General features: G+C 30.3%; 25 protein-coding genes. 14 read left to right on the forward strand and 11 right to left on the reverse strand.

Annotation, left to right across the window (positions count from 1 at the left end):
- The 5 genes from BM072_RS10650 to BM072_RS10670 all read right to left on the reverse strand — a co-directional run bounded on the left by BM072_RS10650 (position 1) and on the right by BM072_RS10670 (position 5,348).
- Positions 1-405, reverse strand: a complete 405-nt coding sequence (locus BM072_RS10650; RefSeq protein ID WP_092908653.1) for an SRPBCC family protein — start codon at positions 403-405, stop codon at positions 1-3.
- Between the two features lie 3 nt (positions 406-408).
- Positions 409-2,724, reverse strand: coding sequence for a hypothetical protein (locus BM072_RS10655; RefSeq protein WP_092908654.1), 2,316 nt, complete (start codon positions 2,722-2,724; stop codon positions 409-411).
- 69 nt (positions 2,725-2,793) lie between these two features.
- Positions 2,794-3,549, reverse strand: coding sequence for a peroxide stress protein YaaA (gene yaaA, locus BM072_RS10660; protein WP_092908655.1), 756 nt, complete (start codon positions 3,547-3,549; stop codon positions 2,794-2,796).
- Positions 3,550-3,570: 21 nt separating this feature from the next.
- A complete protein-coding gene (locus tag BM072_RS10665) occupies positions 3,571-4,191 on the reverse strand; it encodes an L-threonylcarbamoyladenylate synthase (RefSeq protein ID WP_092908656.1) in 621 nt (206 codons plus the stop codon).
- 185 nt (positions 4,192-4,376) lie between these two features.
- Entirely contained in the window at positions 4,377-5,348 is a 972-nt protein-coding gene (locus BM072_RS10670; protein ID WP_092908657.1) for an N-acetylornithine carbamoyltransferase, read from the reverse strand.
- Between the two features lie 142 nt (positions 5,349-5,490).
- Between BM072_RS10670 and BM072_RS10675 the strand changes: the two genes are divergently transcribed.
- The gene (locus BM072_RS10675; protein WP_092908658.1) at positions 5,491-6,750 is read left to right on the forward strand and encodes a M48 family metalloprotease; all 1,260 of its coding nucleotides are present in this window, start codon (positions 5,491-5,493) and stop codon (positions 6,748-6,750) included.
- 13 nt (positions 6,751-6,763) lie between these two features.
- Here the strand turns inward: BM072_RS10675 and BM072_RS10680 are convergent, their stop codons facing one another.
- Both BM072_RS10680 and BM072_RS10685 read right to left on the reverse strand, forming a co-directional pair.
- The gene (locus BM072_RS10680) at positions 6,764-8,269 is read right to left on the reverse strand and encodes a DUF6770 family protein (protein ID WP_092908659.1); all 1,506 of its coding nucleotides are present in this window, start codon (positions 8,267-8,269) and stop codon (positions 6,764-6,766) included.
- Positions 8,270-8,290: 21 nt separating this feature from the next.
- Positions 8,291-9,172 carry a DUF72 domain-containing protein gene (locus BM072_RS10685; RefSeq protein WP_092908660.1) on the reverse strand — a complete coding sequence of 294 codons (882 nt, stop codon included), beginning with the start codon at positions 9,170-9,172 and terminating at the stop codon, positions 8,291-8,293.
- A 185-nt stretch (positions 9,173-9,357) separates the two neighbouring features.
- Between BM072_RS10685 and htpG the strand changes: the two genes are divergently transcribed.
- Positions 9,358-11,235 (forward strand): molecular chaperone HtpG, encoded by a 1,878-nt coding sequence (gene htpG / locus BM072_RS10690; protein ID WP_092908661.1) that lies wholly within the window; start codon positions 9,358-9,360, stop codon positions 11,233-11,235.
- Positions 11,236-11,902: 667 nt separating this feature from the next.
- On the opposite strand, the gene BM072_RS10695 is transcribed toward htpG, so the two are convergent.
- The 3 genes from BM072_RS10695 to BM072_RS10705 are packed head-to-tail and all read right to left on the reverse strand — an operon-like array spanning position 11,903 to position 15,456.
- Positions 11,903-12,673 (reverse strand): succinate dehydrogenase/fumarate reductase iron-sulfur subunit, encoded by a 771-nt coding sequence (locus tag BM072_RS10695; protein ID WP_092908662.1) that lies wholly within the window; start codon positions 12,671-12,673, stop codon positions 11,903-11,905.
- A 60-nt stretch (positions 12,674-12,733) separates the two neighbouring features.
- The gene (locus tag BM072_RS10700) at positions 12,734-14,746 is read right to left on the reverse strand and encodes a fumarate reductase/succinate dehydrogenase flavoprotein subunit (protein ID WP_092908663.1); all 2,013 of its coding nucleotides are present in this window, start codon (positions 14,744-14,746) and stop codon (positions 12,734-12,736) included.
- 17 nt (positions 14,747-14,763) lie between these two features.
- Positions 14,764-15,456 (reverse strand): succinate dehydrogenase cytochrome b subunit, encoded by a 693-nt coding sequence (locus BM072_RS10705; RefSeq protein ID WP_092908664.1) that lies wholly within the window; start codon positions 15,454-15,456, stop codon positions 14,764-14,766.
- 320 nt (positions 15,457-15,776) lie between these two features.
- Between BM072_RS10705 and BM072_RS10710 the strand changes: the two genes are divergently transcribed.
- The 8 genes from BM072_RS10710 to BM072_RS10745 all read left to right on the forward strand — a co-directional run bounded on the left by BM072_RS10710 (position 15,777) and on the right by BM072_RS10745 (position 22,188).
- Complete coding sequence (locus BM072_RS10710; protein WP_092908726.1) at positions 15,777-16,277, forward strand: RNA polymerase sigma factor; 501 nt, start codon at positions 15,777-15,779, stop codon at positions 16,275-16,277.
- On the forward strand, positions 16,277-16,918 hold the full coding sequence (locus tag BM072_RS10715) for a hypothetical protein (protein ID WP_092908665.1): 642 nt from the start codon (positions 16,277-16,279) through the stop codon (positions 16,916-16,918). Before BM072_RS10710 ends, BM072_RS10715 begins: the two co-directional genes overlap by 1 nt.
- A 22-nt stretch (positions 16,919-16,940) precedes the next feature.
- A complete protein-coding gene (locus tag BM072_RS10720) occupies positions 16,941-17,252 on the forward strand; it encodes a hypothetical protein (RefSeq protein WP_092908666.1) in 312 nt (103 codons plus the stop codon).
- Positions 17,253-17,305: 53 nt separating this feature from the next.
- Positions 17,306-19,690: a TonB-dependent receptor gene (locus BM072_RS10725; protein ID WP_092908667.1), complete on the forward strand. Its 2,385-nt coding sequence runs from the start codon at positions 17,306-17,308 to the stop codon at positions 19,688-19,690.
- Positions 19,691-19,697: 7 nt separating this feature from the next.
- Positions 19,698-20,036 carry a hypothetical protein gene (locus BM072_RS10730; protein ID WP_092908668.1) on the forward strand — a complete coding sequence of 113 codons (339 nt, stop codon included), beginning with the start codon at positions 19,698-19,700 and terminating at the stop codon, positions 20,034-20,036.
- Between the two features lie 37 nt (positions 20,037-20,073).
- Positions 20,074-20,523, forward strand: coding sequence for a DUF4625 domain-containing protein (locus BM072_RS10735; RefSeq protein ID WP_177190307.1), 450 nt, complete (start codon positions 20,074-20,076; stop codon positions 20,521-20,523).
- A 102-nt stretch (positions 20,524-20,625) separates the two neighbouring features.
- Complete coding sequence (locus tag BM072_RS10740) at positions 20,626-21,483, forward strand: BadF/BadG/BcrA/BcrD ATPase family protein (RefSeq protein ID WP_092908670.1); 858 nt, start codon at positions 20,626-20,628, stop codon at positions 21,481-21,483.
- Positions 21,484-21,486: 3 nt separating this feature from the next.
- Entirely contained in the window at positions 21,487-22,188 is a 702-nt protein-coding gene (locus tag BM072_RS10745; RefSeq protein WP_092908671.1) for a formyltransferase family protein, read from the forward strand.
- A gap of 67 nt (positions 22,189-22,255) precedes the next feature.
- Here the strand turns inward: BM072_RS10745 and BM072_RS10750 are convergent, their stop codons facing one another.
- A complete protein-coding gene (locus tag BM072_RS10750; protein ID WP_092908672.1) occupies positions 22,256-22,861 on the reverse strand; it encodes a DUF4126 domain-containing protein in 606 nt (201 codons plus the stop codon).
- Between the two features lie 342 nt (positions 22,862-23,203).
- Here BM072_RS10750 and udk point away from each other — a divergent pair, with 342 nt between their 5' ends.
- The 4 genes from udk (at position 23,204) to BM072_RS10770 (ending at position 26,372) form a co-directional block, all read left to right on the forward strand.
- Positions 23,204-23,872: a uridine kinase gene (udk, locus tag BM072_RS10755; RefSeq protein ID WP_092908673.1), complete on the forward strand. Its 669-nt coding sequence runs from the start codon at positions 23,204-23,206 to the stop codon at positions 23,870-23,872.
- The gene (locus BM072_RS10760) at positions 23,872-24,252 is read left to right on the forward strand and encodes an FtsB family cell division protein (RefSeq protein ID WP_092908674.1); all 381 of its coding nucleotides are present in this window, start codon (positions 23,872-23,874) and stop codon (positions 24,250-24,252) included. The genes udk and BM072_RS10760 overlap by 1 nt, the downstream gene beginning before the upstream one ends.
- On the forward strand, positions 24,245-25,519 hold the full coding sequence (locus BM072_RS10765; protein ID WP_092908675.1) for a methylmalonyl-CoA mutase family protein: 1,275 nt from the start codon (positions 24,245-24,247) through the stop codon (positions 25,517-25,519). Before BM072_RS10760 ends, BM072_RS10765 begins: the two co-directional genes overlap by 8 nt.
- Before the next feature lie 121 nt (positions 25,520-25,640).
- Positions 25,641-26,372, forward strand: a complete 732-nt coding sequence (locus tag BM072_RS10770; RefSeq protein WP_177190308.1) for an MBL fold metallo-hydrolase — start codon at positions 25,641-25,643, stop codon at positions 26,370-26,372.
- The last annotated feature ends 43 nt before the right edge of the window (positions 26,373-26,415 follow it).

Consider the following 26,415-nt stretch of genomic DNA (forward strand, 5'->3'; position numbering starts at 1 on the left):
TTATTTTTTTTGTACATATTTCTTGATGTCTTGCATCATATTAATCCATTTTATTTCCGAATGCGAACGCTCGTATTCGTCTCTAAAATTTTTACCTTCTATTGTTAAATACGTAAAATCGCCCGCAGGTTTTAAACTAAACGTCACCTCTATTTGATTGGTTTGTTCTTCTTTTTTATACCCATAACTTAAACGCTCGTTTTCATTAAAATAATTAATAATTGCGTGCTCTATATTATTTTTTGCTGGCGTTTCAAATGTAATGTTTCCTCCAATTTTCCAATCATTACAATTCATTTTCATGGTTTCAAAACATGCGTTAAAATGTTTTTCATCTGCCAAAACTTTCCAAATCTCTTGTGGTGTAGTTTCAATAGAGATATTTAGTAAAACTGTATTGTTCATTTTCTAATCTTTTAATTCAATATATTTTGTCACTTCTTTTTTATAATTTATCGAAGCTCTAATCGCCAATAAACCATTTATTCCTTGCAAATCATCGACTTCTAAATATTCAATATCATTTTTTAAATAATTTTGTTCAATCAATAATTTAAAATATTCCGAATATTCTTCGCGTAAAATATCTTCCGTATAAATCACACAAATTTTACCAGGTTGATTAATTCGCTCAGTTGAATCTTTTATAAATGCTTTACTAATTCGTTTCTTTATTATTTCGTATTTAGCATTATTGTATCCGTTTACATCAAATCGTTTTTCATCTAATTTAAAAATAATATCCAACGTATTATTGGTTGCTAAAATCAGCGAAGCAACATCTATTTTTATCGGTACTTTTTTACGAATACTTTTATAAGCCTGCTCTAATGCAATGTTTGCTTGCAATTGCCAGAATCTAATTTTCTTAATTTCTTGATAACTAAACTTTTTTTGTGGCGCAATACTTCGTCCAACATATAAATTATAATCAATTCCATCAGTTTTGAAACGTTCATAATAATGCGGAAAAATTCCTTGTGCATCGAGTTGAAAAATATCTAACTTATTTGATAACAAAGAATTTATCATCGATATAGATTGATCAAATTTTTTACGTTCGATATAAAATAAACCAGTCGTAGGATCTAACTTTTTAAGGTATTTAGAAATAATTGACTTCTCTCCTTCTTTCACATATTTCGGAATTTCTGGATGAATATTTATTGCGATATAATCAAACAATTCGCTCTCAAAATAGATTTTATCTACATTGTGAATTCGTTCCGAAAAATCTTTCAAATGATCAATATATCCTAAAAATTTATCTTTGTACGTACGATTAAAAAGCTCTTGGCAAATTTGTATCAAATAATCCAATTGATTTTTATAATCAATTCGCATGCAATTATTTCGAATAACCGATGAATTTCTCACATCAATTTCACCATAAATTGGATATACATTCTGAAAAGAAACTTGCGATTTTGGTTTGTTATGTGTATGCACCAAATGTTCGCGCGCTTTTTCTCTAAATTTCCAGTCTACACTTGGATGTAACGAAGTATATTCGGTTTGAATATATGCATTAATTTGATTTTCAAATTCGACAGAATATCGGTAAATAGATTCTTCTAAAAGTGGTGTAAATTCTCGCAATAAATTTGCATTGATACGATTAAAAACACCTGCTTTTTTTGATGCTATTTCTAAAACACCCAAACAATCTTTTCCATTTTTAAGCGGATAAAGTATCAAACTTTTATAACCTTGTTCCGAAACAATTTCCAATAATCTATCGTTCGGATATTTCTCTAACATAGGATCTACACTAGAAATTACGTAATAATCTGACTTACTAATTTTATTCTCGAGATTAACACATGCAATTTCATTCATTTGCAAATTGCTTTTATTATCAAGCAATAAACTCATATTCATGTGCTGCAACGAGCTATTTTCTAACAAACTAGCTTCAGAATTATACGCCGAAAAACCAAGTTCTAAATCGCCAATTTTAAAAATAGATTTTAGCGCAGAAGTGATATCAAGTTTCACTAAATCAAATGGTTCGCCATAAGATAATAATTTACTTTTTAGTTTTGATAAAGCAATTTCTGTAGTATTATCAAAAAACGAAACTAAGTTAAACCCTTTTGCAACCCAAGATTGAAGCGGAATATATTTCATCCAAAGCGCTGTATCTTCGTATTTATTTAGCAATTCTTCGATTTGATCTTCAGTTAATTCAAACTTTTTATCAGTCGGATAAATTGTAAAATAATCGTGGTTAATGTCTGTTCCTAAATACGTTTTATATCCTTCGTCATTTGTTATTTCTAGCTGATTTGACAAAGTGAGATACAAATTTTTATTGTAATATTTTGAGAGAATAAAACAACAACAAATCTTGTAAATATTATCATAATCAAGCTCCGAATAACTAAATTTTAGTTTAGAATGTTTGTTATGCATTAACTCTTTTAAACGATCTGTTGCAAATATAAATTTGTCCGAAAAAGGAAAAGTTATCGCCTTTAAATTGTATTTCATCAAAGGCTTTGGAATAATTTTATCGATAATTGGCTCTACATCTTTTATTAATTTCTCAAACTCTTCAAAAGTCTCTACACCATTCAATAATTCTGGTTTTGTTTCTTTTAAATAATCCAAAAACACTTTAAACTCTCCAAAATTATATTCGGAGTTTTCCAGTTCATCAATCAAAGATTTGAAAGAATATACAATTTTTAAGGGTAGTTTATCTATAAAATTAGCTGTCATATTTTAAGGTATAAATGACGAAAAGACTACTTATGCAGCAGTCTTTGTAAATTTATGAATTTTAATAAATTAACGTGTAAATATTAAAGTTTCTTGAGTAGATAGATTTTCATCTAAACGATAATTATCTACATTATATGCTTTTACTTCGTCTAATGTTTGTACATTATTTTCTGCACAATAGCGTGCCATTGCGCCACGTGCGTGTTTAAAATACATCATTATTTTTTTAAGTTCTCCGTTTTTATAATCTTGAAATTCAACATCAATCATCGGAACTTTTAATTCTTTTCTATTCAAAACTTTGGCATATTCGTTACTTGCTAAGTTCAAAATAAATTCGTCTTTTTTCAATTTAGAGTTTACAAAAGGTGTTAAAATCTCTTTCCAAAAACCATATAAATTTTTAGAACCGTTTACATCTAACTTCGAACCCATTTCTAAACGATAAGGCATAATTTTATCCGAAGGACGCAAAATACCATACAAACCCGAAAGTAAAAATGCATTTTTGTTTAAATAATCAATTGCATTTTCGTCTAATGTTTCGGCGTTTAAAGCACGATAAACTTCGCCTTTAAATGCTAAAGCCGCAGGAATAGCTTGCTTTGCGCTCGGTTTTATATTCCAAGCATTATTACGTTCAACATTCATGTCTGCAATATCTCTAGAAATTTTCATCAATTTCTCAAGATCATTTGCCTTCATCTCTTTCATTACACCCATTACCTCTTGCGAATAATTTAGAAACTGCGGCGTAGTTGCTTTCCACTTTGCATTTGTTTCTAAACTCATCATTTTGGCTGGTGAAAGTAATATTTTCATGGTCTAAATTTCTTAATTGTCTTATAAATAATCTTCTATATTACCTTTTCCTTCACGCAACACTTCTACTCCATCCGTCATATCAACAATTGTCGATGCAACGTTATCTCCATAACCACTATCAATTACTGCGTCAACTAACTTGTCCCATTTTTCATAGATTAATTCGGGATCAGTAGTATATTCTACAATTTCATCTTCGTCATAAATAGATGTAGACGCAATTGGATTTCCAAGTTTTTCTACAATCATTTGAGGAACAATATGATCTGGAATACGAATACCAACCGTTTTTTTACCTTTATATGCTGCTGGTAAATTTTTAGATGCATTCATTACAAACGTAAATGGTCCTGGTAATGCGCGTTTCAGAATTCTAAACGTTCCATTATCAATTGGTAAAGTGTAGTGCGAAAGATGGCTTAAATCATTACAAACGATAGAAAATTGTGATTTATCTAATTTTACACCTTTTATACGCGCCAATTTTTCCATGGCTTTTAAATTGGTAATATCGCAACCTAATCCATAAACCGTATCCGAAGGATAAATAATTAAACCTCCGTTTTTTAATATTTTAACCACTTGATCAATCGCTTTTTCTTGCGGATTTTCGGGATGAATTCTGATATAATCTGCCATTTTTTATCGTTTATCCAAAGATACGAATTTGACATCAATAATAAACTTCTTCAAATTGTTGTTTTTGATGCTTTGATTGGTAAAATTGATGAATAATATTTTTTATTTAACAATTTACTACACTTTGTTCCATAAAAAAACTGCATATCGAAATATGCAGTTTTAGAATTTTATAATAGAAAGAATTATTTATTCTTTAATATTTCGTGGAAAACTGTTTGTGCAGAAAATATACGATTTGTTGCTTCATCAATCACGATAGAAGTATCAGAATCTAACACTTCGTCCGCTACAACAACGTTACGACGAACAGGTAGACAATGCATAAATTTACCTTTATTCGTTAAATCCATTTTTTCCATCGTTACTTGCCAATCTTTGTCTTGTGGAATAACTTCTCCGTAATTTTCGTAAGAAGACCAGTTTTTTGCATAAACAAAATCAGCATCTTTTAAAGCTTCTTCTTGATCATACTCAATCGTAGCACCATCTGTAAATTTAGCATCTAACTCGTAACCTTTTGGCTGAACAACTGTAAAATCTACCCAATCAACCTTAGAAAACCATTGTGCAAAAGAGTTTGGAACAGCTTGAGGCAAACGTTTTGGATGCGGCGCCCAAGTCATTACAACTTTTACTTTTTTAGCAGATTTTTCACCTGGAGTATAACCAGATTTCTCTGCAATTGTAATTAAATCTGCAAAAGATTGCAAAGGATGTAAAGTTGCACTTTCTAAAGAAACAACAGGAACCGATGATAACCCTTTTACTTTATTGAACATTACTTCGTTATAATCTTCATCACGATCTACTAATTTAGGAAATGTACGCACACCTAAAACATCACAATAAGCACTCATTACCTTTATTGCTTCTGTAATATGTTCTTGCGTATCACCATTCATTACAGCACCATCAGCCATTTCTAGTGTCCAAGAATCTGCTCCAGCGTTCAAAACCCAAACATTTGCACTTAAATTATACGCTGCTTTGATAGAACTTAAACGTGTACGCAAACTTGGATTAAAAAAGATTAAACCAATTGTTTTATTCTTACCAACTTCTTGTTGAGCAAATGGATTTGCTTTAATTTCTAACGCAGTTTTTAGTAATTCGTCGATGTTTTCTACATCATAAACCGAAGTAAATTGTTTCATAATTATGAAGGTTCTTTTGTTTTATTTGTCCTACAAAATTAGGCTAAACAAACGAGGTTTATAGAATTTGTGATTATATTTTTAAAAAATTGTTTAACTAAATAACTTACATTAAATTTAACTTACTAATTGCACTATATACATGAAATATTATTTACTATTTATTACTAATTTCTTATCAATTACATTCCTTTTTTCTCAAACAAAAGATACTGATATAAAATACATTAAACAATTAAAATCAAATTATAGTCAATATAATACAAGAGAAGAAAAAAAGGAATTTGATGAATATTTTGAAACTTTAGAACATAATATTTCTTTGGGATATACAAAGAATGGATATGTTTCTGATACTGATTATCTTCAATTTATTCAGAATATTTTTTCTACAATTATTTCAAAAAATTCGTCTTATAAAATTAATTCTCCTAAATATTATATCACAAAATCTAATATACCAAATGCATCATCATTGGGTTTTGATTTTTACACAATAGAATCAGGGATTTTATCTTTTTTAGAAAATGAGTTTCAAGTTGCTGCAGTTATTTGCCACGAAATAGCACATAATCAATTAAATCATACTAAAAAGTCTATTGAACAAGATGCTGAATTTGTAAAAGATTTTAAACGTGAAATAAAGTCTCTAAAACGTAAAGATTTTTTAAAATTAATTAAATCTCAAGATGAAGTTATTCGTAAAAAGTATGATTTGGCAGAACAATCACGTAAAAATGAAATTTCTGCAGATAGTTTAGGATTCATTTTATACGCTAATTTAGGTTATCCTAAAAATCAATATTTAGAACTTTTAATTAATTTAGAAAAATATGACAATGCAGATAAAATAGTATTGAATGATACGATTTATAAGCATTTGTACGATTTACCAAATCAAAAATTTGATGATAAGTTAATTAAATTAGAGAAAAATTTATTGTTTGATGGTTTAACGTTTAAAGAATATCTTGATGAAGACTCAATCAGAACTCATCCAAATCTAGAAGATCGGTTAAAGTGGATAAAAAAGAATTTTGCAGACGATTTTTTAAAACAAGAAGTAAAAGCTTCAGCAGAATTTGAGAAAATTAAGAAAAAAGAAATCAATCAATACTATGAAAATTACTTTCAAAACGATCAATTTTCAGTGGCATTATATTTATTGATGTTCGAAAAGCAAAATTTATCTACAAGAATTGACTTGGATAAAAATATTGCGACAGTTTTTGACAAACTTTATACAGCTAAAAAAGAATTAAAATTTAATAAATATGTACCGCAAGTTGATCCTAATTCTGAGAATGAAAATTATCAAAAATTATTGACTTTTTTATGGAATTTGAAAACTGATGAATTAAAAAATATTGCTGATTATTACACAAAAAAAGCAACTAATTAAAGTTGCTTTTTATTTAAATATTTAGTTTTTCTATCCTAACTGATCTTTCTTTATCATCTTTATTATATTCGGTTATCATAATATAACCATACTTTGCTATTCCAAATCTTATCGTTGAAGATTCGGTTTTAAATGGCATTCTTACTTGGGATAATTCTCCATTTTTAAGTTTATTAATCGTTAAAAACCATTCTTTTTTACCATTTTCTTTTAATTCTTCTGCATAAAAAAACAAGACTTCATTTTCTTCTTTATTTTCTTGAGAAAACAAATAAGAATCCATATATTTTACTTTAGTTTTTTCTAAAAGTAAATGATTTTTATAAATACCATTTTTATCAAAATTTGCAAGAATATAATCTGTCGTTCTTGGTAAAGTCATTATATTATCACCTTTTTGTTTTACCAAAAGTACTGAATATGAGTTATCATTATAGTTAAAATATTCTTTCAAATGAAATTTATAACCGTCAGAATCTCTTCCATCTCTAAAACTATATTCTTTAAAAATATCAGCATAATAAATCTTTTTCTCTGTAATAGTTTTTCCAACCGAATCATAAACAGAACGAATCAAACCATAAGAAGGTTTACTCGAAATATTATAAACTGATTGTTCATTCATCAATTTTATATCGCCAACAACTGCCAAATTATCACCAACAGTTTCTGTATAAGGAATATAATATTCATCTCCATTTTTTGATGGAAAATTATAAATAATATTAGAAATAATTGTTCCGTTTTCTAAACTGTATGTAATAAGTCTATCAACTCCTAATATAGGAAAACCTGAAGTTTTATTATTTTTTTGCTGAAAAATTACAATATTTCCATTTTTTATTTCATTTATATTAAAGTCATAACCATCTTTCTCCATTTTTGTATCAATTTCATATTGAAATGATTTAGAAAAATCCTGTTTATAAATTATTATATTTTTTAACTTTGATAAATTCATATAATAAACAGATCTATAATCAATATAGTAAATTTTACTATTTGAAACCCGAGGAATTAAAATACTCGATTGTACTGTTATATCTGGCTTCAACTCTTCAAAATTAATTATATCAGACATTTGAGTAAATTGATTATCTCTATAAAATTTATCTTGAATGACTTCATTATTCTTCATATCAATAACTTTCAAATTCTGTCCAAATCTGCTAAACTTTGTCGTATGGTAAAAAACAGACGTTATATAAAGCTTTTGTTGATGATAAACTAAATTCGAAATTTTGAATTTTAATCGTTTAAAATTAGGCAAATTAAAATCTCCATTTGTTAGTTTATTCAAATTATTATCCAACAATACATATTCGTATTGTACAGATTTATCTTGATTAATTAATCCTTTATTGAATAAGAAAAGATAACCAATCAAATTTTGATTTTCATCTCGCACATTTTTTGATTCCTCTAGAATACCTGTCGATAAATCAGCAATATTTTGTACTTGCCCAAACGAAATAGAGAATAATAAAAAAGTAATAAATAAAAATAAATGTTTTTTCATAAGCCGTTTATTATAATGCATTTAAAATAGTGTTAACGTTTCTTGTGGACCTCTTATTGTTAAATTTAATTCTTTATTTAGATTTTTAATAAAATGTGTGGCCAACAAAGGTGATTCTACTTCCATATTTTGATGAATAAAAAAGTATAAATTCTGCAAACCTTCATTTTTCCAATCTTTTATAACCGAAATCCATTCATCCAAACGTTCATAATCCGAAGCGTCATTTGCACCAACAAAACGCACAAAAGCATCAGCAGAAGTCAATCGCATGTGTACCATATCTCTTCTACCAGCCGTATCTACAATAATATTAGAAACCTGATTTTCTTGTAACAAATTAGTTAATTGTTCAAAATATTGGGGTTTAGAAAACCAATCTTCATGACGAACTTCTACAGCCAACGGGTAACCTTTTGGAAAATGATTGACAAAATTCTCTAATTTATCAAAATCTTTTGGCGCAAAATTTTCGTGCATTTGTAGAAAAATCATTCCTAATTTATCTTCAAATAAAGCAACAGCATCTAGAAATTCATTTAATTTATCGGTTATATTTTGTAAACGTCCATAATGGCTAATACTTTGCGGAATTTTAGGAAAAAACTTAAAATCTTTCGGTGTTTTACTAGCCCACGTTTCCACATTTGCTTTTGATGGCGCACGATAAAATGTCGCATTCATTTCGATACTATTAAATTGTGTCGAATAATACGTTAATTCATCTTTTGTTTTGGGCGGATAAAAATTTTTCAAATCTTGTTTATTCCACTTTGCACAACCTACAAAAACAGCTAAATCGTTGTTTGATTTGTATTTATTCAACACTTCAAACGATTCTTTTTTGGTTTGTGGCAATGTAAAATCAACTAATTGAGGATTTTCTACTTTTCCGAATTTCATTTTCCTAAATTTTGAGTGTAAATTAAGGATTTATCATTAATCTAACCTTAAAATAAACAAGACAAAATGTCATAAAACGTGATTTGGTCTGGCTTTTGAAAATATTTGAACAGATGTTATTCAGACAAAAATGAATTCCATTTATCCAATATAGAATATTAAACATAATTATAAAAAAATACAAAATGAATAAAGGAAATATTAATGTATCGGTTGAGAATATCTTTCCATTAATCAAAAAATTCTTATACAGCGATCACGAAATATTTTTGCGCGAATTGGTTTCTAACGGAACAGATGCTACATTAAAATTAAAGCATTTATGCAATATTGGTGAAGCCAAAGTTGAGTACGGGAATCCAAAAATTGAAGTAAAAATCAACAAAGAAAATAACACCTTACACATTATTGACCAAGGTCTTGGAATGACAGCTGATGAAGTTGAAAAATACATCAATCAAGTTGCTTTTTCGGGTGCAGAAGAGTTTATTAATCAACACAAAGATGCAGACGGAATTATTGGGCATTTTGGTTTAGGTTTTTATTCGGCTTTTATGGTGGCTGATAAAGTTGAGATTATTACAAAATCTTTTAAAGATGAGCCTGCTGTTCATTGGACTTGTGATGGTTCGCCAGAATTTACATTAGAAAATTCGGACAAAACAGATCGTGGAACTGAAGTTATTTTACATATCGCAGAAGATTCTAAAGAATTTTTAGACGAATGGAAAATCCGTGAATTATTGAACAAATACAATAAATTCATGCCAATTCCGATCAAATTCGGAACTAAAAAAGAAACACTTCCATTACCAGAAGGCGCTGCAGAAGATGCAAAACCAGAAGAAATTGAGGTTGACGATATCATCAATAATACAACGCCAGCTTGGACAAAATCTCCATCAGAATTATCAGACGAAGATTACCTAAGTTTTTACCGAGAATTGTATCCAATGCAATTTGATGAGCCGTTGTTTCACATTCATTTAAATGTTGATTATCCATTTAATTTAACAGGAATTTTATTCTTTCCAAAATTAGGAAACAACATCAATATTGATAAAGACAGAATCCAATTATACCAAAATCAAGTGTTTGTAACAGACGAAGTAAAAGGAATTGTTCCTGATTTCTTGATGTTATTACGCGGTGTTATAGATTCTCCGGATATTCCTTTAAATGTTTCGCGTTCGTATTTACAAGCTGATGGTGCAGTTAAGAAAATTTCTGCGCATATCACGAAAAAAGTTGCAGATAAAATGGCGGCTTTATTCAATACAAATCGCGAAGATTATGAACAAAAATGGAATGATATTAAAGTTGTAATCGAATATGGAATGATTTCGGAAGATAAATTCTTCGAGAAATCTGACAAATTTGCATTGTATCCAACTGTTGACGGAAAATATTTTACGTGGAATGAATTGACTGAAACAATTACGCCAAATCAAACCAACAAAGACGGTAAATTAGTTGTTCTTTATACTTCTGATATTGATGGACAAGATCAATACATACAAATTGCGAGAGAAAAGGGTTACGAAGTAATTTTATTAGATTCTCCGATTTCTTCTCACTTGATCCAGAAATTAGAATCAACAAAAGAAAATGTAACATTTGTACGTGTTGATGCAGATCATATCAATAATTTAATTGAAAAAGATGATGTTAAGATTTCTAAACTTTCTGAAGAAGAAAAAACGAAATTATCTACAGAAATCACAGCGGCTATCGATAATAAATCGTACACTGTACAATTAGAAGATTTATCTGCAACAGATGCGCCATTTATCATCACGCAATCAGAATTTATGCGTCGTATGAAAGACATGCAAGCTTCTGGTGGAGCGGGAATGTTTGGTATGGGTAATTTCCCAGAAATGTACAATGTTGTTGTTAACTCTAATTCAGATTTGGCTTCAGAAATTTTATCAAAAGAGTCAAAAGAGGATAAAACAGAATTAATAACACAAGCTTTAGATTTAGCGAAATTATCGCAAGGTTTGTTAAAAGGTAAAGAGTTGACAAACTTTATTAATAGAAGTTTTAAAAACATAAAATAATCTCAGAACACCTAGTTCTAGTGTTATGAAACTAAAAATCCAGCTCAAACGAGCTGGATTTTTTATTTAAGCTTAAACCATATTGATGTGTTAAACTTTTAAAATTAATCCATATAAATTTGCAAAACATGATTTTTGTCATTAATTTTACTACAAGGAATTAATGATTATTCGTTCTCTTCTTTAAAATAGTTTAGTTGTTTTAAAACAGAACATTTAAAATTAATAATTGTTTTCCGTTATAAATAACGAAATTTTTAAGCCGAAAAAATTTTCATGTAAAGGTGAAAATTAAAGAATCATTATCAAAAATTTCGGGAAGGATTTCAAGTAATTGAAATCCTTTTTTACCCAGAAGTTCTTTTAAATTGATGTTGCTCTTTTATACTATCATACATTTAAGTTTTAATAGATTTTTCAATTTATCCTAAACATATACAAGAGCTTTTAGTTTATAATTATATAAGATTTGTTCTTCATTATAACATCCATAATTCATTTTTAGAATTATATCAATTAAAAAAAGAACAATTAACAAAGGAATTATTCGAATGAAAGAATTTTACTTTGGGAAGGATTTCAAGCAATTGAAATCCTTTTTTTATTGTATAAAACAAAAAAAGAGAGGCTAATTAGCCTCTCTTTTAATATGTACGAGAATATTTTATTATTCTTGTGATACAATTTTAGCAGATAAAAACTCACGATTCATACGTGCGATATTATCTAAAGAAATTCCTTTAGGACATTCAACTTCACAAGCACCAGTGTTTGTACAGTTTCCAAATCCTTCTAAATCCATTTGTGCAACCATTTTCTGTGCACGACGTGAACCTTCGATTTGACCTTGTGGTAACAATGCGAATTGAGAAACTTTAGCTCCAACAAATAACATTGCAGATCCATTTTTACATGTTGCTACACAAGCTCCACATCCAATACAAGTTGCTGAATCAAAAGCATCGTCAGCATCTTTTTTGTTTACAGGAATGTTGTTTGCGTCTACAGTAAGTCCAGATGTGTTTACAGAAATGTAAGCACCTGCTTGTTGAATACGGTCAAAAGATGAACGGTCTACAATTAAATCTTTAATTACTGGGAATGCTGCAGATCTCCATGGTTCGATATAAATCGTTTCACCATCCTTGAACTTACGCATGTGTAATTGACAAGTTGTAACTCCTCTATCTGGTCCATGTGCTTCACCGTTGATAAATAAAGAACACATACCGCAAATACCTTCACGACAATCGTGGTCGAATGCAACTGGCTCTTTTCCTTCCTCTACTAATTGCTCATTTAGTAAATCAAGCATTTCTAAGAAAGAAGAATCAGTAGAAACATCTTTTAAGGAATATGTTTCCATGTTTCCTTGAGCATTAGCGTTTTTTTGACGCCAAATTTTCAGCGTTACGCTGATTGTTTTTGATGATGCCATAATTCTATATGATATTTTGACATTTTGCTTGATTTTAATTCATCAAGCAAAATGATTTTATTATTTATAACTACGAGTTTTAAGCTCGATATATTTGTAATTTAACTCCTCTTTGTGTAACACTTCTGTGTTGATGTCGTCATTTTTATATTCCCATGCAGCAACATAAGTAAAGTTTTCATCATCACGCATAGCTTCTCCTTCTTCTGTTTGATACTCTTCGCGGAAGTGACCACCACAAGATTCGTTACGGTTAAGTGCGTCAATAGCCATTAATTGTCCTAATTCTAGGAAATCAGCTACACGACCAGCTTTTTCTAACTCAGTATTCATTTCGTTAGCATCACCTGGTACTTTAACATCACGGTAAAATTCTTCGCGTAATGCAGCAATATCTGCAATAGCTTGTTTTAAACCTTCTGCGTTACGCGCCATACCTACTTGATTCCACATAATGATACCTAAACGTTTGTGGAAACTATCTACAGTTTTAGTTCCATTATTGCTTAAGAAATGTTGAATTTGTTCTTTTACAGCTTTCTCAGCAGTTTCAAATTCTGGAGTATCAGTAGGAATTTTACCTGTACGGATATCTGCAGATAAATAATCAGCAATTGTGTACGGTAAAACGAAGTAACCATCTGCTAAACCTTGCATTAATGCTGAGGCTCCTAAACGGTTTGCACCGTGATCAGAGAAGTTAGCTTCACCAGCTACGAAACAACCTGGTATTGTAGACATTAAGTTATAATCAACCCAAACACCACCCATTGTATAGTGAATTGCTGGATAGATACGCATTGGATTTTCGTATGGATTTTCATCTGTAATTTTGTAATACATTTGAAATAAGTTACCATATTTCTCTTCAATCCATTTTTTACCTAATTTCTCGATTACTACATCTGATGGATTTTGGTCTCCGTTAGCAAAAGCTACTTCGCGACCTTTTTTCATAATCTCATCTGTAAAATCTAAGTAAACTCCTTCTCCTGTTTCGTTAGCTTCGATACCGTAACCAGCGTCACAACGCTCTTTTGCTGCACGAGATGCAACGTCACGAGGTACTAAGTTACCAAATGCAGGATAACGTCTTTCTAAGTAATAATCTCTATCTTCTTCTTTGATATCAACTGCTTTTTTCTTACCAGCACGAATTGCTTCTGCGTCTTCTTTCTTTTTAGGAACCCAGATACGACCCGAGTTACGTAAAGATTCTGACATCAAAGTTAATTTTGATTGATTTGTTCCGTGAATTGGAATACACGTTGGGTGAATTTGAACATAACAAGGATTTGCAAAGTAAGCTCCTTTCTTGTGGATTTTCCATGCAGCTGTTACGTTAGATCCCATTGCGTTAGAAGATAAGAAGTAAACGTTTCCGTAACCTCCAGTAGCAATAACTACTGCGTGTGCAGAATGTCTTTCTATTTCTCCTGTTACCAAGTTACGTGCAATAATTCCACGAGCTTTTCCATCAACAATCACTAATTCTAACATTTCGTGACGGTTATACATTTGGATATGCCCTAAGTGGATTTGGTGATTCATTGCTGAATATGCACCTAATAATAATTGTTGTCCTGTTTGACCTTTCGCATAGAAAGTACGAGATACTTGTACTCCACCAAAAGAACGGTTATCTAACAATCCACCATAATCACGTGCAAAAGGAACACCTTGCATTACACATTGATCGATAATGTTACCAGAAACTTCTGCTAAACGGTAAACGTTAGACTCACGAGCACGGTAATCACCACCTTTGATAGTATCGTAAAACAAACGGTAGATAGAATCATTATCTCCTTTATAATTTTTTGCAGCATTAATACCACCTTGCGCAGCAATAGAGTGTGCACGACGTGGAGAATCTTGGTAACAAAATGCTTTTACTTTGTATCCTAATTCTGCTAATGTAGCAGCCGCAGAACCTCCAGCTAAACCAGTACCAACAACAATAACATCAATTTTATCACGGTTATTAGGAGCAACTAAGTTTAAGTGTGCTTTGTGTTCGCTCCATTGTTTTGCGATATCTCCTTCTGGAGATCTTGAATCTAATATACTCATTTCTTGATATTATTTAATTATTTAACAAAAAAATGGTAAACAGCAATGATGATGAAACCAGCTGGAATAATAATTGAATACCATTTTCCGAAACCTACAATAAAAGGTGTGTATTTGCTGTGTTTTGCACCAATAGATTGGAATGCCGAAGCAAAACCGTGCTGTAAGTGTAAAGACAAAAATACGAAACCAACAATGTAAATTACTAATCTTACAAAGCTTAAAGCACCTTCTAAAGTGAAAACGTGATTTAAGTGATCCATAAAATAGTTCCCTTGACCAAAATTAGCTGCTGGAGCAATGTAATGATCTACGATAGTTGGAACCCAAAAATCATATAGGTGTAATAATAAGAAAACTAAGATTACTAATCCTGAAATAACCATGTTTCTTGACATCCAAGTTGCGTTAGCTGCACCATTGTACTTTTGGTATGCAACAGGACCACGCGCTTTTTTGTTTTGTAATTCTAATACAAACCCCATTATAAAGTGGTAACAAACACCAATTAATAAGATAGGTTGCATTACATATTGAATAAGTGGGTTGTAACTCATGAAGGCCGAAACTTCATTGAACCCTTCGGGACTAATAACTGATAATGCATTAATCACGAAATGTTGTAATAAGAACACGATTAAAAATAAGGCTGATAAAGCCATCGCGAACTTCTTACCAATCGACGATTTTAGTAATGATTCATTTGCCATAAAGCAATACGTTTAATTTTTTAGATATTTCTACAAATTTAATCAACACCGCGCTCTATTCACAATGAATTATATCATTTCGTTAACACTTTTAGCTAGTTTAGAATGATTCTTAGCTTAAACCGTTAAAAATTTTAACTTTTTTTAAGAAACTATTGTGTATCGTTTTTTAAATAGTTAAACTTGCATCAGAAAAGTAGAATAACTTTTCATAGGTTTAAGTTAGTTAGGTTAATCCTCTTATAGTTTTATAAGAGGATTTTTTTATTTTTTGTAACATTTTGTACTTTTCTACTACATATAAATTACAAAAAAGAAATTTGGATAGTAAAGCAAACATATTTACCGAATTAGTCGAAAAAAATCAGGGTATTATTCATAAAGTTTGCCGTATTTATACGGATGACAAGGATTCTCATGACGATTTATTTCAGGAAATTGTTTTACAATTATGGCGCTCATACGACTCATTCAAAGGCGATTCAAAATTTAGCACTTGGATGTATCGCGTTGGTTTAAACACTGCAATTACCTTAATTCGCAAAAAAACCAAAACACGCGAAACCGATTATATCGAAGATCAATTTATACACATCAAATCCGATGACAAAGACGAAGTTTTAGAAGAACGTATTACACTATTATATGCTGCAATTCGTTTTTTGAATGATGTAGAACGTGCATTGGTACTACTTTTTTTAGAAGATTTACCTTACAGAGATATCGCAGAAACTTTAGGAATTTCTGAAGTAAATGCACGTGTAAAAATGAATCGTGTTAAAGTGAAATTAAAAGAAATAATGTCTAAAATGGAACAATAATGGAGTTAGATGACTTAAAATCAATTTGGGGTTCTATCAAGGAAGAAGAAAAATTTGACCAAAATCAGATTTTTCAAATGTTAAAAAAGAAATCATCAACAACAATAAAATGGTTATTTATTTTCACATTTTGTGAATTTATCCTTTTTATTGGTTACAATTTATATATTTTAATTTCGGGTAAAAGTTTATTTGCAAACGAAGTTAAAACGCTTGTTGAGCAAAAAACAATCAATAATTACGAAATCGCTTCAGTTTTAGGAATCGTGATCACGTTTGGATTTTTGGTAATGGCTTTTCGCTATTTTAAAAAGATAGATCTTAATCAATCTGTTGTCGATTTAATGAAAAATATTATTTCGTTTCGTCGCTTGGTTAACCTTTTTATACTTTTTACAGTTTTAAGTTTAATCATATCTTCAGCTCCATTTTATTACGAATTAGGACAATCTATTTACCTTGCAAAACATGCAAATGACATAAAACCACTTGTAGAAAACGCAAGTATTTATGGTTGGATTGCGATTATTACGGCTATTGCATTTATTATAATTATCGGAACTATTTATTATGGAATAATTTACTTTCTATTTTTAAGAAAACTTCAACAAAATCTGAAGGAACTAAGAGAAATCAAATAAAAGTTATAATTTTGTTTAACGAATGAAAAAATTTATCCAATATCTAATGCTTACGATTTCACTGTTTATGACGGTGTATCAATCTGCGCATATATTGGATCATGCACTAAACAAAGAGCACAAAGAATTAAAAGATAAATATTCAGTTGCACACGACCACAATTGTACAGTTTGTCATTTTAATTCTCAATTTATCGAAAATAATTCTGAAATAGCATTATTTGAATGGACGAAATCTTTCATCCAAAAAGATAAAACTTTATACACTACACATGTAAGACAAACAGTTTTACTTACCCACAAAAGTCTACGAGCACCGCCCTACTCTATTTAATTTCAGGAAAAACTACGTGTTATTTTTTTTAACGTTATTAAATTATTGTATTTATGTCTATCAACATAAAATGCAGTGTTATCGCTACATTAATTTGTGGAACTGCATTTGCTCAAACTGTTTTTGAAGGTCAAGTAACCGATAAAAATCAAAAACCAATTCCTTTTGCTACCGTTTATTTCGACAAGCAAGAATATCATTCTGATGCGGAAGGAAAATTTAAAATAGAAAATCTAGAAAAAGGGAAATATCAAATTGAAATTGACGAACAAGGCTACGAACCTTTTTCTCAAAATATTACTTTTGATACCAAACAAAATTTTGTTTTTAATTTAACAGCTCACACCTCTTTTGATTTAGATGAAGTGACTGTTTTAGGACATCATCACGATTTTACAACCGCAAATGTAGAGCGCGTTGATCAATCTTATATTCAAGAAAATTATGCTGGATCTTTAGCAAAATCCCTCGAAAATATTGCAGGAGTTAATGCATCTGGAATCGGATCTTCTACCTCAAAACCAATAATTCGTGGTTTAGGATTTAACCGATTAATTGTTGCAGAAAACGGTGTAAAACAAGAAGGACAACAATGGGGAGCCGATCATGGTTTAGAAATTGACGCTCTAAATGTAGAAGATATTGAAGTAATAAAAGGTCCTGCAGCTTTAGAATACGGAAACGAAGCTATTGCTGGTGTTATCAAAATTAATAACAATAATTTACCTGCAAAACATTCGATTTCTGGCGAAACAAAAGCGCTTTATCAATCTATAAATGATAATTATGGAATCGGATTTAATTTGAAAGCCCGTGGCGATAAATTCTTTTATAAAATAAAAGGCTCTTATTCTGATTATGCCGATTATCGCACAACAACAGATCGTATTTATTACTTAAATCGCTATCTGCCAATTTACAATAAACGTGTAAAAAACACGGCTGGACGAGATGTAAATGCAGAAATACAAGCGGGTTATGTAGGCGAAAAATTTCGTTCTATTTTAACGATTTCTAATGTAAATCAAAAGGTTGGTTTTTTTCCAGGATCTCATGGAATTCCGTCTGTAGAACGTTTACAAGATGATGGAAATTATAGAAATATCGAATTTCCGTATCAAAAAGTAAATCATTTTAAAGTTATTTCTGAAAACGAATTTCGTTTAAATACAAAAGATATTTTTAAGCTTGTAACGAGTTTTCAAAACAACAGAAGACAGGAAATGAGCGCTTTTCATACGCATTATGCAAATCAACAAGCGCCAGAAAAAAATCCAAATACCGAGTTAGATTTTGATTTATCTACGTATGACACGCAATTAAAATTTGAACATAATCACAATAAAAATTTTAAAACAATTATTGGTGCGCAAGCACAATTACAAACGAACAATATTGCAGGATACAACTATCTTTTACCGCAATATGATCGAAATATTTTTAGTGGATTTTTAATCGAAGAATTTAAACAAAATAACCGTTGGAAAGTGACTGCTGGTCTACGTTACGATTATTCTACATTTAAATCCGAAGGTTATTTTGACCAATTTTTATATGATTATTTAGTCGAGAAAGGAAATTCAGCTGGTATCGCTGATTATTACGCCAATAGAAGCAAAACAATTAACCGAAATTTCAGCAATTTAAACGCAATGGTTGGAACAACTTTTCAGCCAAATGATTTGTGGGATTTTAATCTAAATATCGGAACTAATTTCCGTTTACCAACAGCTATAGAACTAGGTTCTAACGGAATTCATCACGGTAGTTTTAGACACGAACGTGGCGATGAAAATTTGGATGTAGAAAAAGGAATTGCTTTTGATTTTAAAACCGTTTTTCATAAAAATGACTGGGATATTTCGGTAAGTCCGTACGCATATTATTTTAGCAATTATATTTTCTTAAAACCATCTGGTCAATTTTCTATTTTGCCACATGGCGGTCAAATTTATCAATATACGCAAAGCAAAGCCTTGTTAACTGGTTTTGAATTTGAGGTTCGTAAAAAAATCAACGAAAATTTTGATGCAAATCTTGTTTACGAATATTTGTACAATCGTCAATTAACAGAAAATAATAAATTAGGTTATTATTTACCTTTTACGCCTGCTAATAATTTGTTTGGACAACTAAATTATAAAGTGATAGAACCTGCTGGATTCTTAACAAATATCAGTTTTTTCGCGAATGGAAAATATACTTTTGAGCAAGATAAAATTGCACAAAATGAAGATATTACACCTTCTTATTTTTTAGTCGGAATTGGCGGAAAAACGCAAATAAAATTCAACAATTTTAAAGCAGATTTAAGTATTCAAGTTTCTAATTTACTGAACAAAAATTACTACAATCACACCAGTTTTTATCGTGCTTTGCAATTACCAGAACAAGCCCGAAATATACAAGTGATGCTAGGAATACCGTTCGGAAAATAGTTGATTGATGAAAAAGTATAATCCAATTTTTGGACTATTCTTTGGATTTATCATCTTTTCTATCCAGATTTTTAACCAACTTCACTTTTCTTTAATTGATCATTCGGAAACTATTTCCTATCAAAAGAAAGAAGTTATTCATCATCAATGTCATCATTTTACGTTTTACAATGTTTTTATTGATACGCATGATGAACCAAAAATCGAACAAAATGAAGAAGATAATTTTCAGAGAAAGGAAAGTCTAAATTGTATAGAAAACATTGTTTTTTCTACAATCGAGCTAAATTTTACGCGTGGTCCGCCATCTAATAATGATACAACAGATTTATCAACCCAAATCTAAAAACATCATTATTATTCAAATTATAAAATTTAAAAACATGAAAAATTCAATCTTAAAATATACATTCGTTTCAATCGCCGCATTATTTATTTCATCTTGTTCTGATGACGATACTACATTAGATACAACAAAACCCGAAATAAATCTGATTTCGCCAAAAGATGATGCACATTTTCATTTAGGTGATGATGTTTTAATCGAGGCAATTTTGAAAGATGAAACTGAATTAAGTACCGTTAAAGTAGAAATACATTCGGCTTCGGACGGACATCAGCATAAAACAGCGGATGTAAACTGGGAATATGACGCGGAAATTGCAATACCCGCAGGCACTAAAGAATACACATTAAGTCATAAAGTAACAATTCCGGCAGAAGGAATAAAAGATGGTCATTATCATTTAGGATTATTTTTAATTGATAAAGCTGGAAACCAAACGCAAACTTTTATCGAAATCGATGTAGTAGATGAAAATCACGAACATTAATATAAATCATTGTTAAATGCCTGAAAATTTCAGGCATTTTTTTATGTTCATTGTTAAAAGAATGTTATTTTAGCACTCCTCAACAAAATCAATTATAAAAAAATGATTGCAATAGCAGATAGCGGTTCTACGAAAACGGATTGGGTTATTTTAGGAGATGACTTGAATGAAGTTTTAAGAACAAATACAATAGGTTTTAACCCTTATTTTGTTTCTGATGAAGATATTTATACAGAATTACAGCAAAACGAAGATTTTAAACCAATTGTACAAGATATAACTAAAGTATTTTTTTACGGAGCAGGAACTTCTAGCGAAGCAATGCACGAAGTTGTAAAAAAAGGATTACAAGCCTTTTTTACAAATGCAGAATTTGTAATCGATCATGACTTACTTGCTGCTTGTTATGCGTCATACATGGGAAAACCAGCAATGGTTTGTATCCTAGGAACGGGCTCTAACTCATGTTATTTTGACGGAGAAACAATGCGCGAAGAAACAAAATCATTAGCGTATATTTTAGGTGACGAAGGTTCTGGAAATGATTTAGGAAAAAGAATTTTAAGAGCTTTTTTTACTAAAAAAATGCCTCCTCATTTGGCAAAAGCATTTGATGATTACTACAAATTGAGCGTTGATGAATTAAACAAAAATGTTTATCAAAATAAATTTGCGAATACGTATTTAGCTTCTTTCAATAAATTTGTGGTTGAACATAAAAACGATCCATTTATTCAGAAAATTATTTATGATGCAATGTCTTCGTTTATTGAATATCAAATTTTACCTTACGAAGAAGCACGTCATTCAGAATTAAATTTTATTGGTTCTATCGCTCATATTTACGAAGATGTAATACGTTCGGCAGCCGCACAATATCACTTAACAGTAGGTCATATTATTCGTAAACCGATTGATAATGTGGTTGATTATCACAAAAAATATTTAATTAATAAATAGAAAATGAATCAACCCAAAATTGCTGTTATATCTTACAATACGCCACATCGTAAAACGCAAGATGTTTTGAATGGATTGAAAGCAAAAGGTTACAAAAATGTACATGTTTTTGCTTTGCCTTTTGTGCAGCGCGAAAATCCTTTCAAACCAATCTATCAGCATCGTCCAAGTAAATCGATAGAAGTTGAACCGATTGATTTTTGTCAAAATTTTGATTATGCTTTTGATTTAACAACAGCTGATAGTTTGAACAATCAATTAAACGATTTTCAGGCAGATTATGTGATTATAGCTGGCGCAGGTTTATTACCTGATGAGTTAGTCGAGAATCATAAAATAATCAATACGCATCCTGGTTTTTTACCTTTAACACGTGGTTTAGATTCGCTAAAATGGGCAATTACGAAAGGTGTAGAAATTGGTGTAACAACACATTTTGTAGACACAGAAGCCGATGCAGGTTTTTTGATTGAACAAAAACGTGTAGCTGTTTATAATAATGATACGTTTCATTCGGTTGCTTATCGACAATATGAAATTGAAATTGAAATGTTGGTTAATTCGATAGAATTAATTCCGACTCTTTCTCATTTCAAGTCGCTTTCTTCAAACGAATTTGAAGCAACTCGCAGAATGCCAAAAGCCATCGAAGAAAATTTGATGCAAGCATTTGAAACTTATAAACAACAATTTAAAGTCGATTAAAATCATTTATATCTCATAAAAAAAGACCAACTTAAGTTGGTCTTTTTTAGTTTTATATTAAATTTAATTATAATTCTCTCGCTAATAATTCGTCACCTTTTCGTTTAATTTTCTTAAAAACTCGGTAACAACCATACAAAATAACAACAGCAATTATAAAAGCCAATGGTGCAAGAACAATAGCCGTGATACTTAAAACTGTAGAACTTAAAGTTTCTCCTGTATTCACTAAAAAATTTCCAGCTCCTGCCGTTGTAGTCGTCGAAACGGCTCGTGCAGCAGCTGTAGTACCGCTAATTGCAGCCGCAGTTCCTCCTCCAGCAATAATTGCCAAAGCCCATGTTGCAACTTCATTCATTTCGGGCATTGTAATTCCCACCGCAATTGTACCAGCCACACCTGCTAACGGAACAGCAATCGTATCTAGCATATTATCTATAAGTGGAATATAATACGCGCCAATTTCTACCAACATTGCAACACCTAACGTTATTAGCGCTGGTGTACTCCCAATCCACAACCAACTTTCATCTAAATTAATAAAACTACCTCCAAGTTTTACAGCTAAACTTAAAACAAATAAGGGTAAAAAGATCCTGAAACCTGCGGCAGCTGCCAAACCAATTCCCAAGAAAAGGGAAAAAATAGTTGAAATTGACAATAAATCATTCATAGTCTGTTGTTGTAAATGGTTCTAATCGTATAAATATAATGATAAAAAAAAATAAAAATTTTATTATTTTTTCTTTCCTTTGCATCCGATTTAAAGAAAGCAAAGTACTGTAAAGTACTTTTTTTATGTACAATAAACACTAAATGTCTGTATTACATCTAAATAATCGATTAAAAACTCTATCAATTATAAATTGGTCGAGTATTATTCGTTTTCTTAAAAGTCAACCAACCAATAATACTACATTGACACAACAAAAATCATTCGCAAATCGCTAATTTTTTATTTTAGATTCTGATATGAAACGAGTATATTTAAGAAATTTTTTCAAGGGATCTTGCAATGAAATCAATTAAGGAAAATAAGAAAAACAAGAAAAAGAACATGCTAGTAATTGGTATTGCAGGAGGAACTGGTTCTGGAAAGACAACGGTTGTACATAATATTTTACGTGATTTAAACGCAGAAAGCGTTATCGTAATTTCACAAGATAATTATTATAAAGATCAACCAGAATTATCTTTTGAAGAACGTTCAAAAATTAATTTTGATCATCCAAGATCAATTGATTTTGAATTATTGAAAGAACATGTTGCTGCTCTAAAAAATGGAGAGTCTGTTTCGCAACCTGTCTATTCGTTTATTACGCATAGCCGTCAAGATGAAACAATTTTAACGCATCCACAATCTGTCATTATTGTCGAAGGTATTTTAGTTTTGACTGATGCAGATTTACGCGAATTGTTTGATGTAAAAATCTTTGTACATGCAGATTCTGACGAGCGTCTTATTCGCCGTGTTCGCCGTGATATACAAGAAAGAGGTCGTGATTTGGATGAAGTTTTAACACGTTATCAAAAAACATTAAAACCTATGCATCAGCAATTTATAGAACCTTCTAAAAATTATGCAGACATTATTATTCCGAATATGAAGAAGAAAAATTCTGTCGCAATCAAAGTTTTATCAACTGTAATTAAAGAAAAATTGAACTCTAAAACTACCGTATAATGAAAGATAAGTCGGAAGAAATATTGGATGAAGAGCTTACGCCAAAGAAAAAAATAATGGATACACGTGTTGTAAAATTTGTGTGGAATCGTTATTTTATTTTGACAATTGCATTTGCTGTTTGGATGTTTTTTTTCGACCAAAATTCTTTTTTTGTACACCGTGAGTTAGATAAACAAATTCAACTTTTAGAAGTTGATGAATCTTATTTTCAGGAACATTTAAATACCGAAACTGAAAAATTAGATCAACTTAACAGTAATCCTGCCGAAATAGAGCGAATTGCAAGAGAAAACCATTTCTTGAAAAAAGATGATGAAGATATTTTTATCATTGAACAAGAAAAAGTAAAAAAGCCACAAAAAAAGGACAATGAGTAAATTATTTGAGAATTTTGACATAATTTCTGACAAAGAATGGAAAAATAAAGTTCAGGTTGAACTAAAAGGTTTAGAATATAATGAAACATTGGTTTGGGGAACAAATGATCACATTAACGTGAAACCATTGTATACAAAAGATGATGTTGATTATTCTGCAATTCAACCTTTGCCAAGAAGTACAAAAGATTGGAAAATTATCTCAAAATACACCGGAAATATCAACCAAGATTACAGCTTTTTATACGGTTATTTAATTCCTCAGAAAAGTTTTAATGAAAAGATTGAACTTCCTCATTACTTAGATTTATTTATTCAATTTGATGGCTCTACTGATTTAAAATCGTTAGAAAATATTCCGAATCTTAAATATTTAGATTTAGATATTTATGGTTATTTGGCTCAGAATGGATTATGGCAAAATGACTCAAAAGCAGCTTCTAAAGAATTGGTAAAAGAAGTTTTAGAATTAAAAAATTTCGAAAAAGTTATTTCAATTCAAGCAGATGTTTACCAAAATGCAGGTGCAAATCACGTGCAACAACTTGCGATTACATTGGCGCATGCAGTAGAATATTTAGAAACTTTTGGAGCTGATATTGCCGATAAAATCTATTTTAAATTTGCTGTCGGAAGTAATTATTTCTTCGAAGTTGCAAAATTAAGAGCTTTCCGCTTTTTATGGAAAATGATTTTAGAGCAATATAATAAAGAAAGTGAAGCCTTTATATTTACTACAACGTCTGATCGAAATAAATCTAAATTAGATATTTACAACAACGTTATTCGTACAACTTTAGAATCGTCTGCTGCCGTTTTTGGTGCAAGCGACGCTGTATTTGTAGGTTCGTATGACGAAGTAAATAATGAAACTGATTTTGGTTTAGAATTAGCTGCAAAACAACAATTATTGTTGCAAAAAGAGTCTTATTTAAATCAATTTTCTGATCCTGCTGCTGGTTCTTTTTACATTGAAAGCTTAACAAATCAATTGGCTGAAAATGCATTAGAATTGTTCAAAACAATACAAAATGTTGGTGGATTTGTAAGAGCATTAGAAAATGAAACGTTACAAGATTTTATTTATTCTAGCGCTAAGAAAGAACAAAAGGATTTTGATGAGCAAATCATCAAATTAATTGGTGTAAATAAATACAGAAACGAAGCAGATGTAATTGAAAAATTACCAAAAGAAAAGATTATAAAACAAGCACTTTTCGTTCCGATAGTTCCTACTCGTTTAGCCGAAAAAGAAGAAAAAAAGTAATATATTATCCTGATTATTTAAAATAAAAATCAATCGATTTTATATAGAAAAGGCTTCCAATTGGAAGCCTTTTTTTATGCAAAAAATATATAAACGAGTACCTTTGTTAAAATTTTTCGAGATGAAAGTTATTCCCTTGCTAGAAGGAGTTTATGAAGTGAGTTTAAAAAAAGATTTTCATTATGTAAGTCCAGATTTAATTGATGGTAAACCAACGGAAGGTTATTATTTAATTGTTCGACCATTTTTGGTGCAAATTGGTGATGAAAATATTTTGATTGATGCAGGATATGGCGGCGAAGAAGAATGTGAACCAATTTTGATAAAGAAATTAAGAGAAAATGGACTTAATTCTACAGCAATTTCAAAGGTTTTGATTTCGCATCTACACAAAGATCACATCAACGGAATAGGAACTTGGATTGGCGAAGAATTTGTATGTAATTTTCCGAATGCACAGATTTATATTCAACAAAAAGAATACGATTATGCGATTGCTCAAACCAATAATTCATACAATTATGAACGATTAGAAAAGTTAAAAAACTTTAAAAATATTGTTTGGATGAATGAAAATGAAGGTGATATTTCAGAAAATATTCATTTTGAAATGACGGGCGGACATGTTCCTTTTCAACAAGTTTTCTGGATAAAAAATAACGATGAAACCGTTTTTTATGGTGCAGATAATTTACCTCAACTAAATTATTTAAAATATCATGCCGCTTTCAAAAATGATGTTGATGGACATAAAGCAATGGAAGATCGTTTGCGATGGGAAGAACAAGCCAAAAACGAATATTGGAAAATATTATTTTATCACGGAAAACGTACAGATATAAAACAGTTTTAATCAATCATAACATAAAAAAAATCCACTCAATTGAGTGGATTTT

The sequence above is a fragment of the Algoriella xinjiangensis genome (genome assembly GCF_900115015.1).
Taxonomy (GTDB): Bacteria; Bacteroidota; Bacteroidia; order Flavobacteriales; family Weeksellaceae; genus Empedobacter; species Empedobacter xinjiangensis.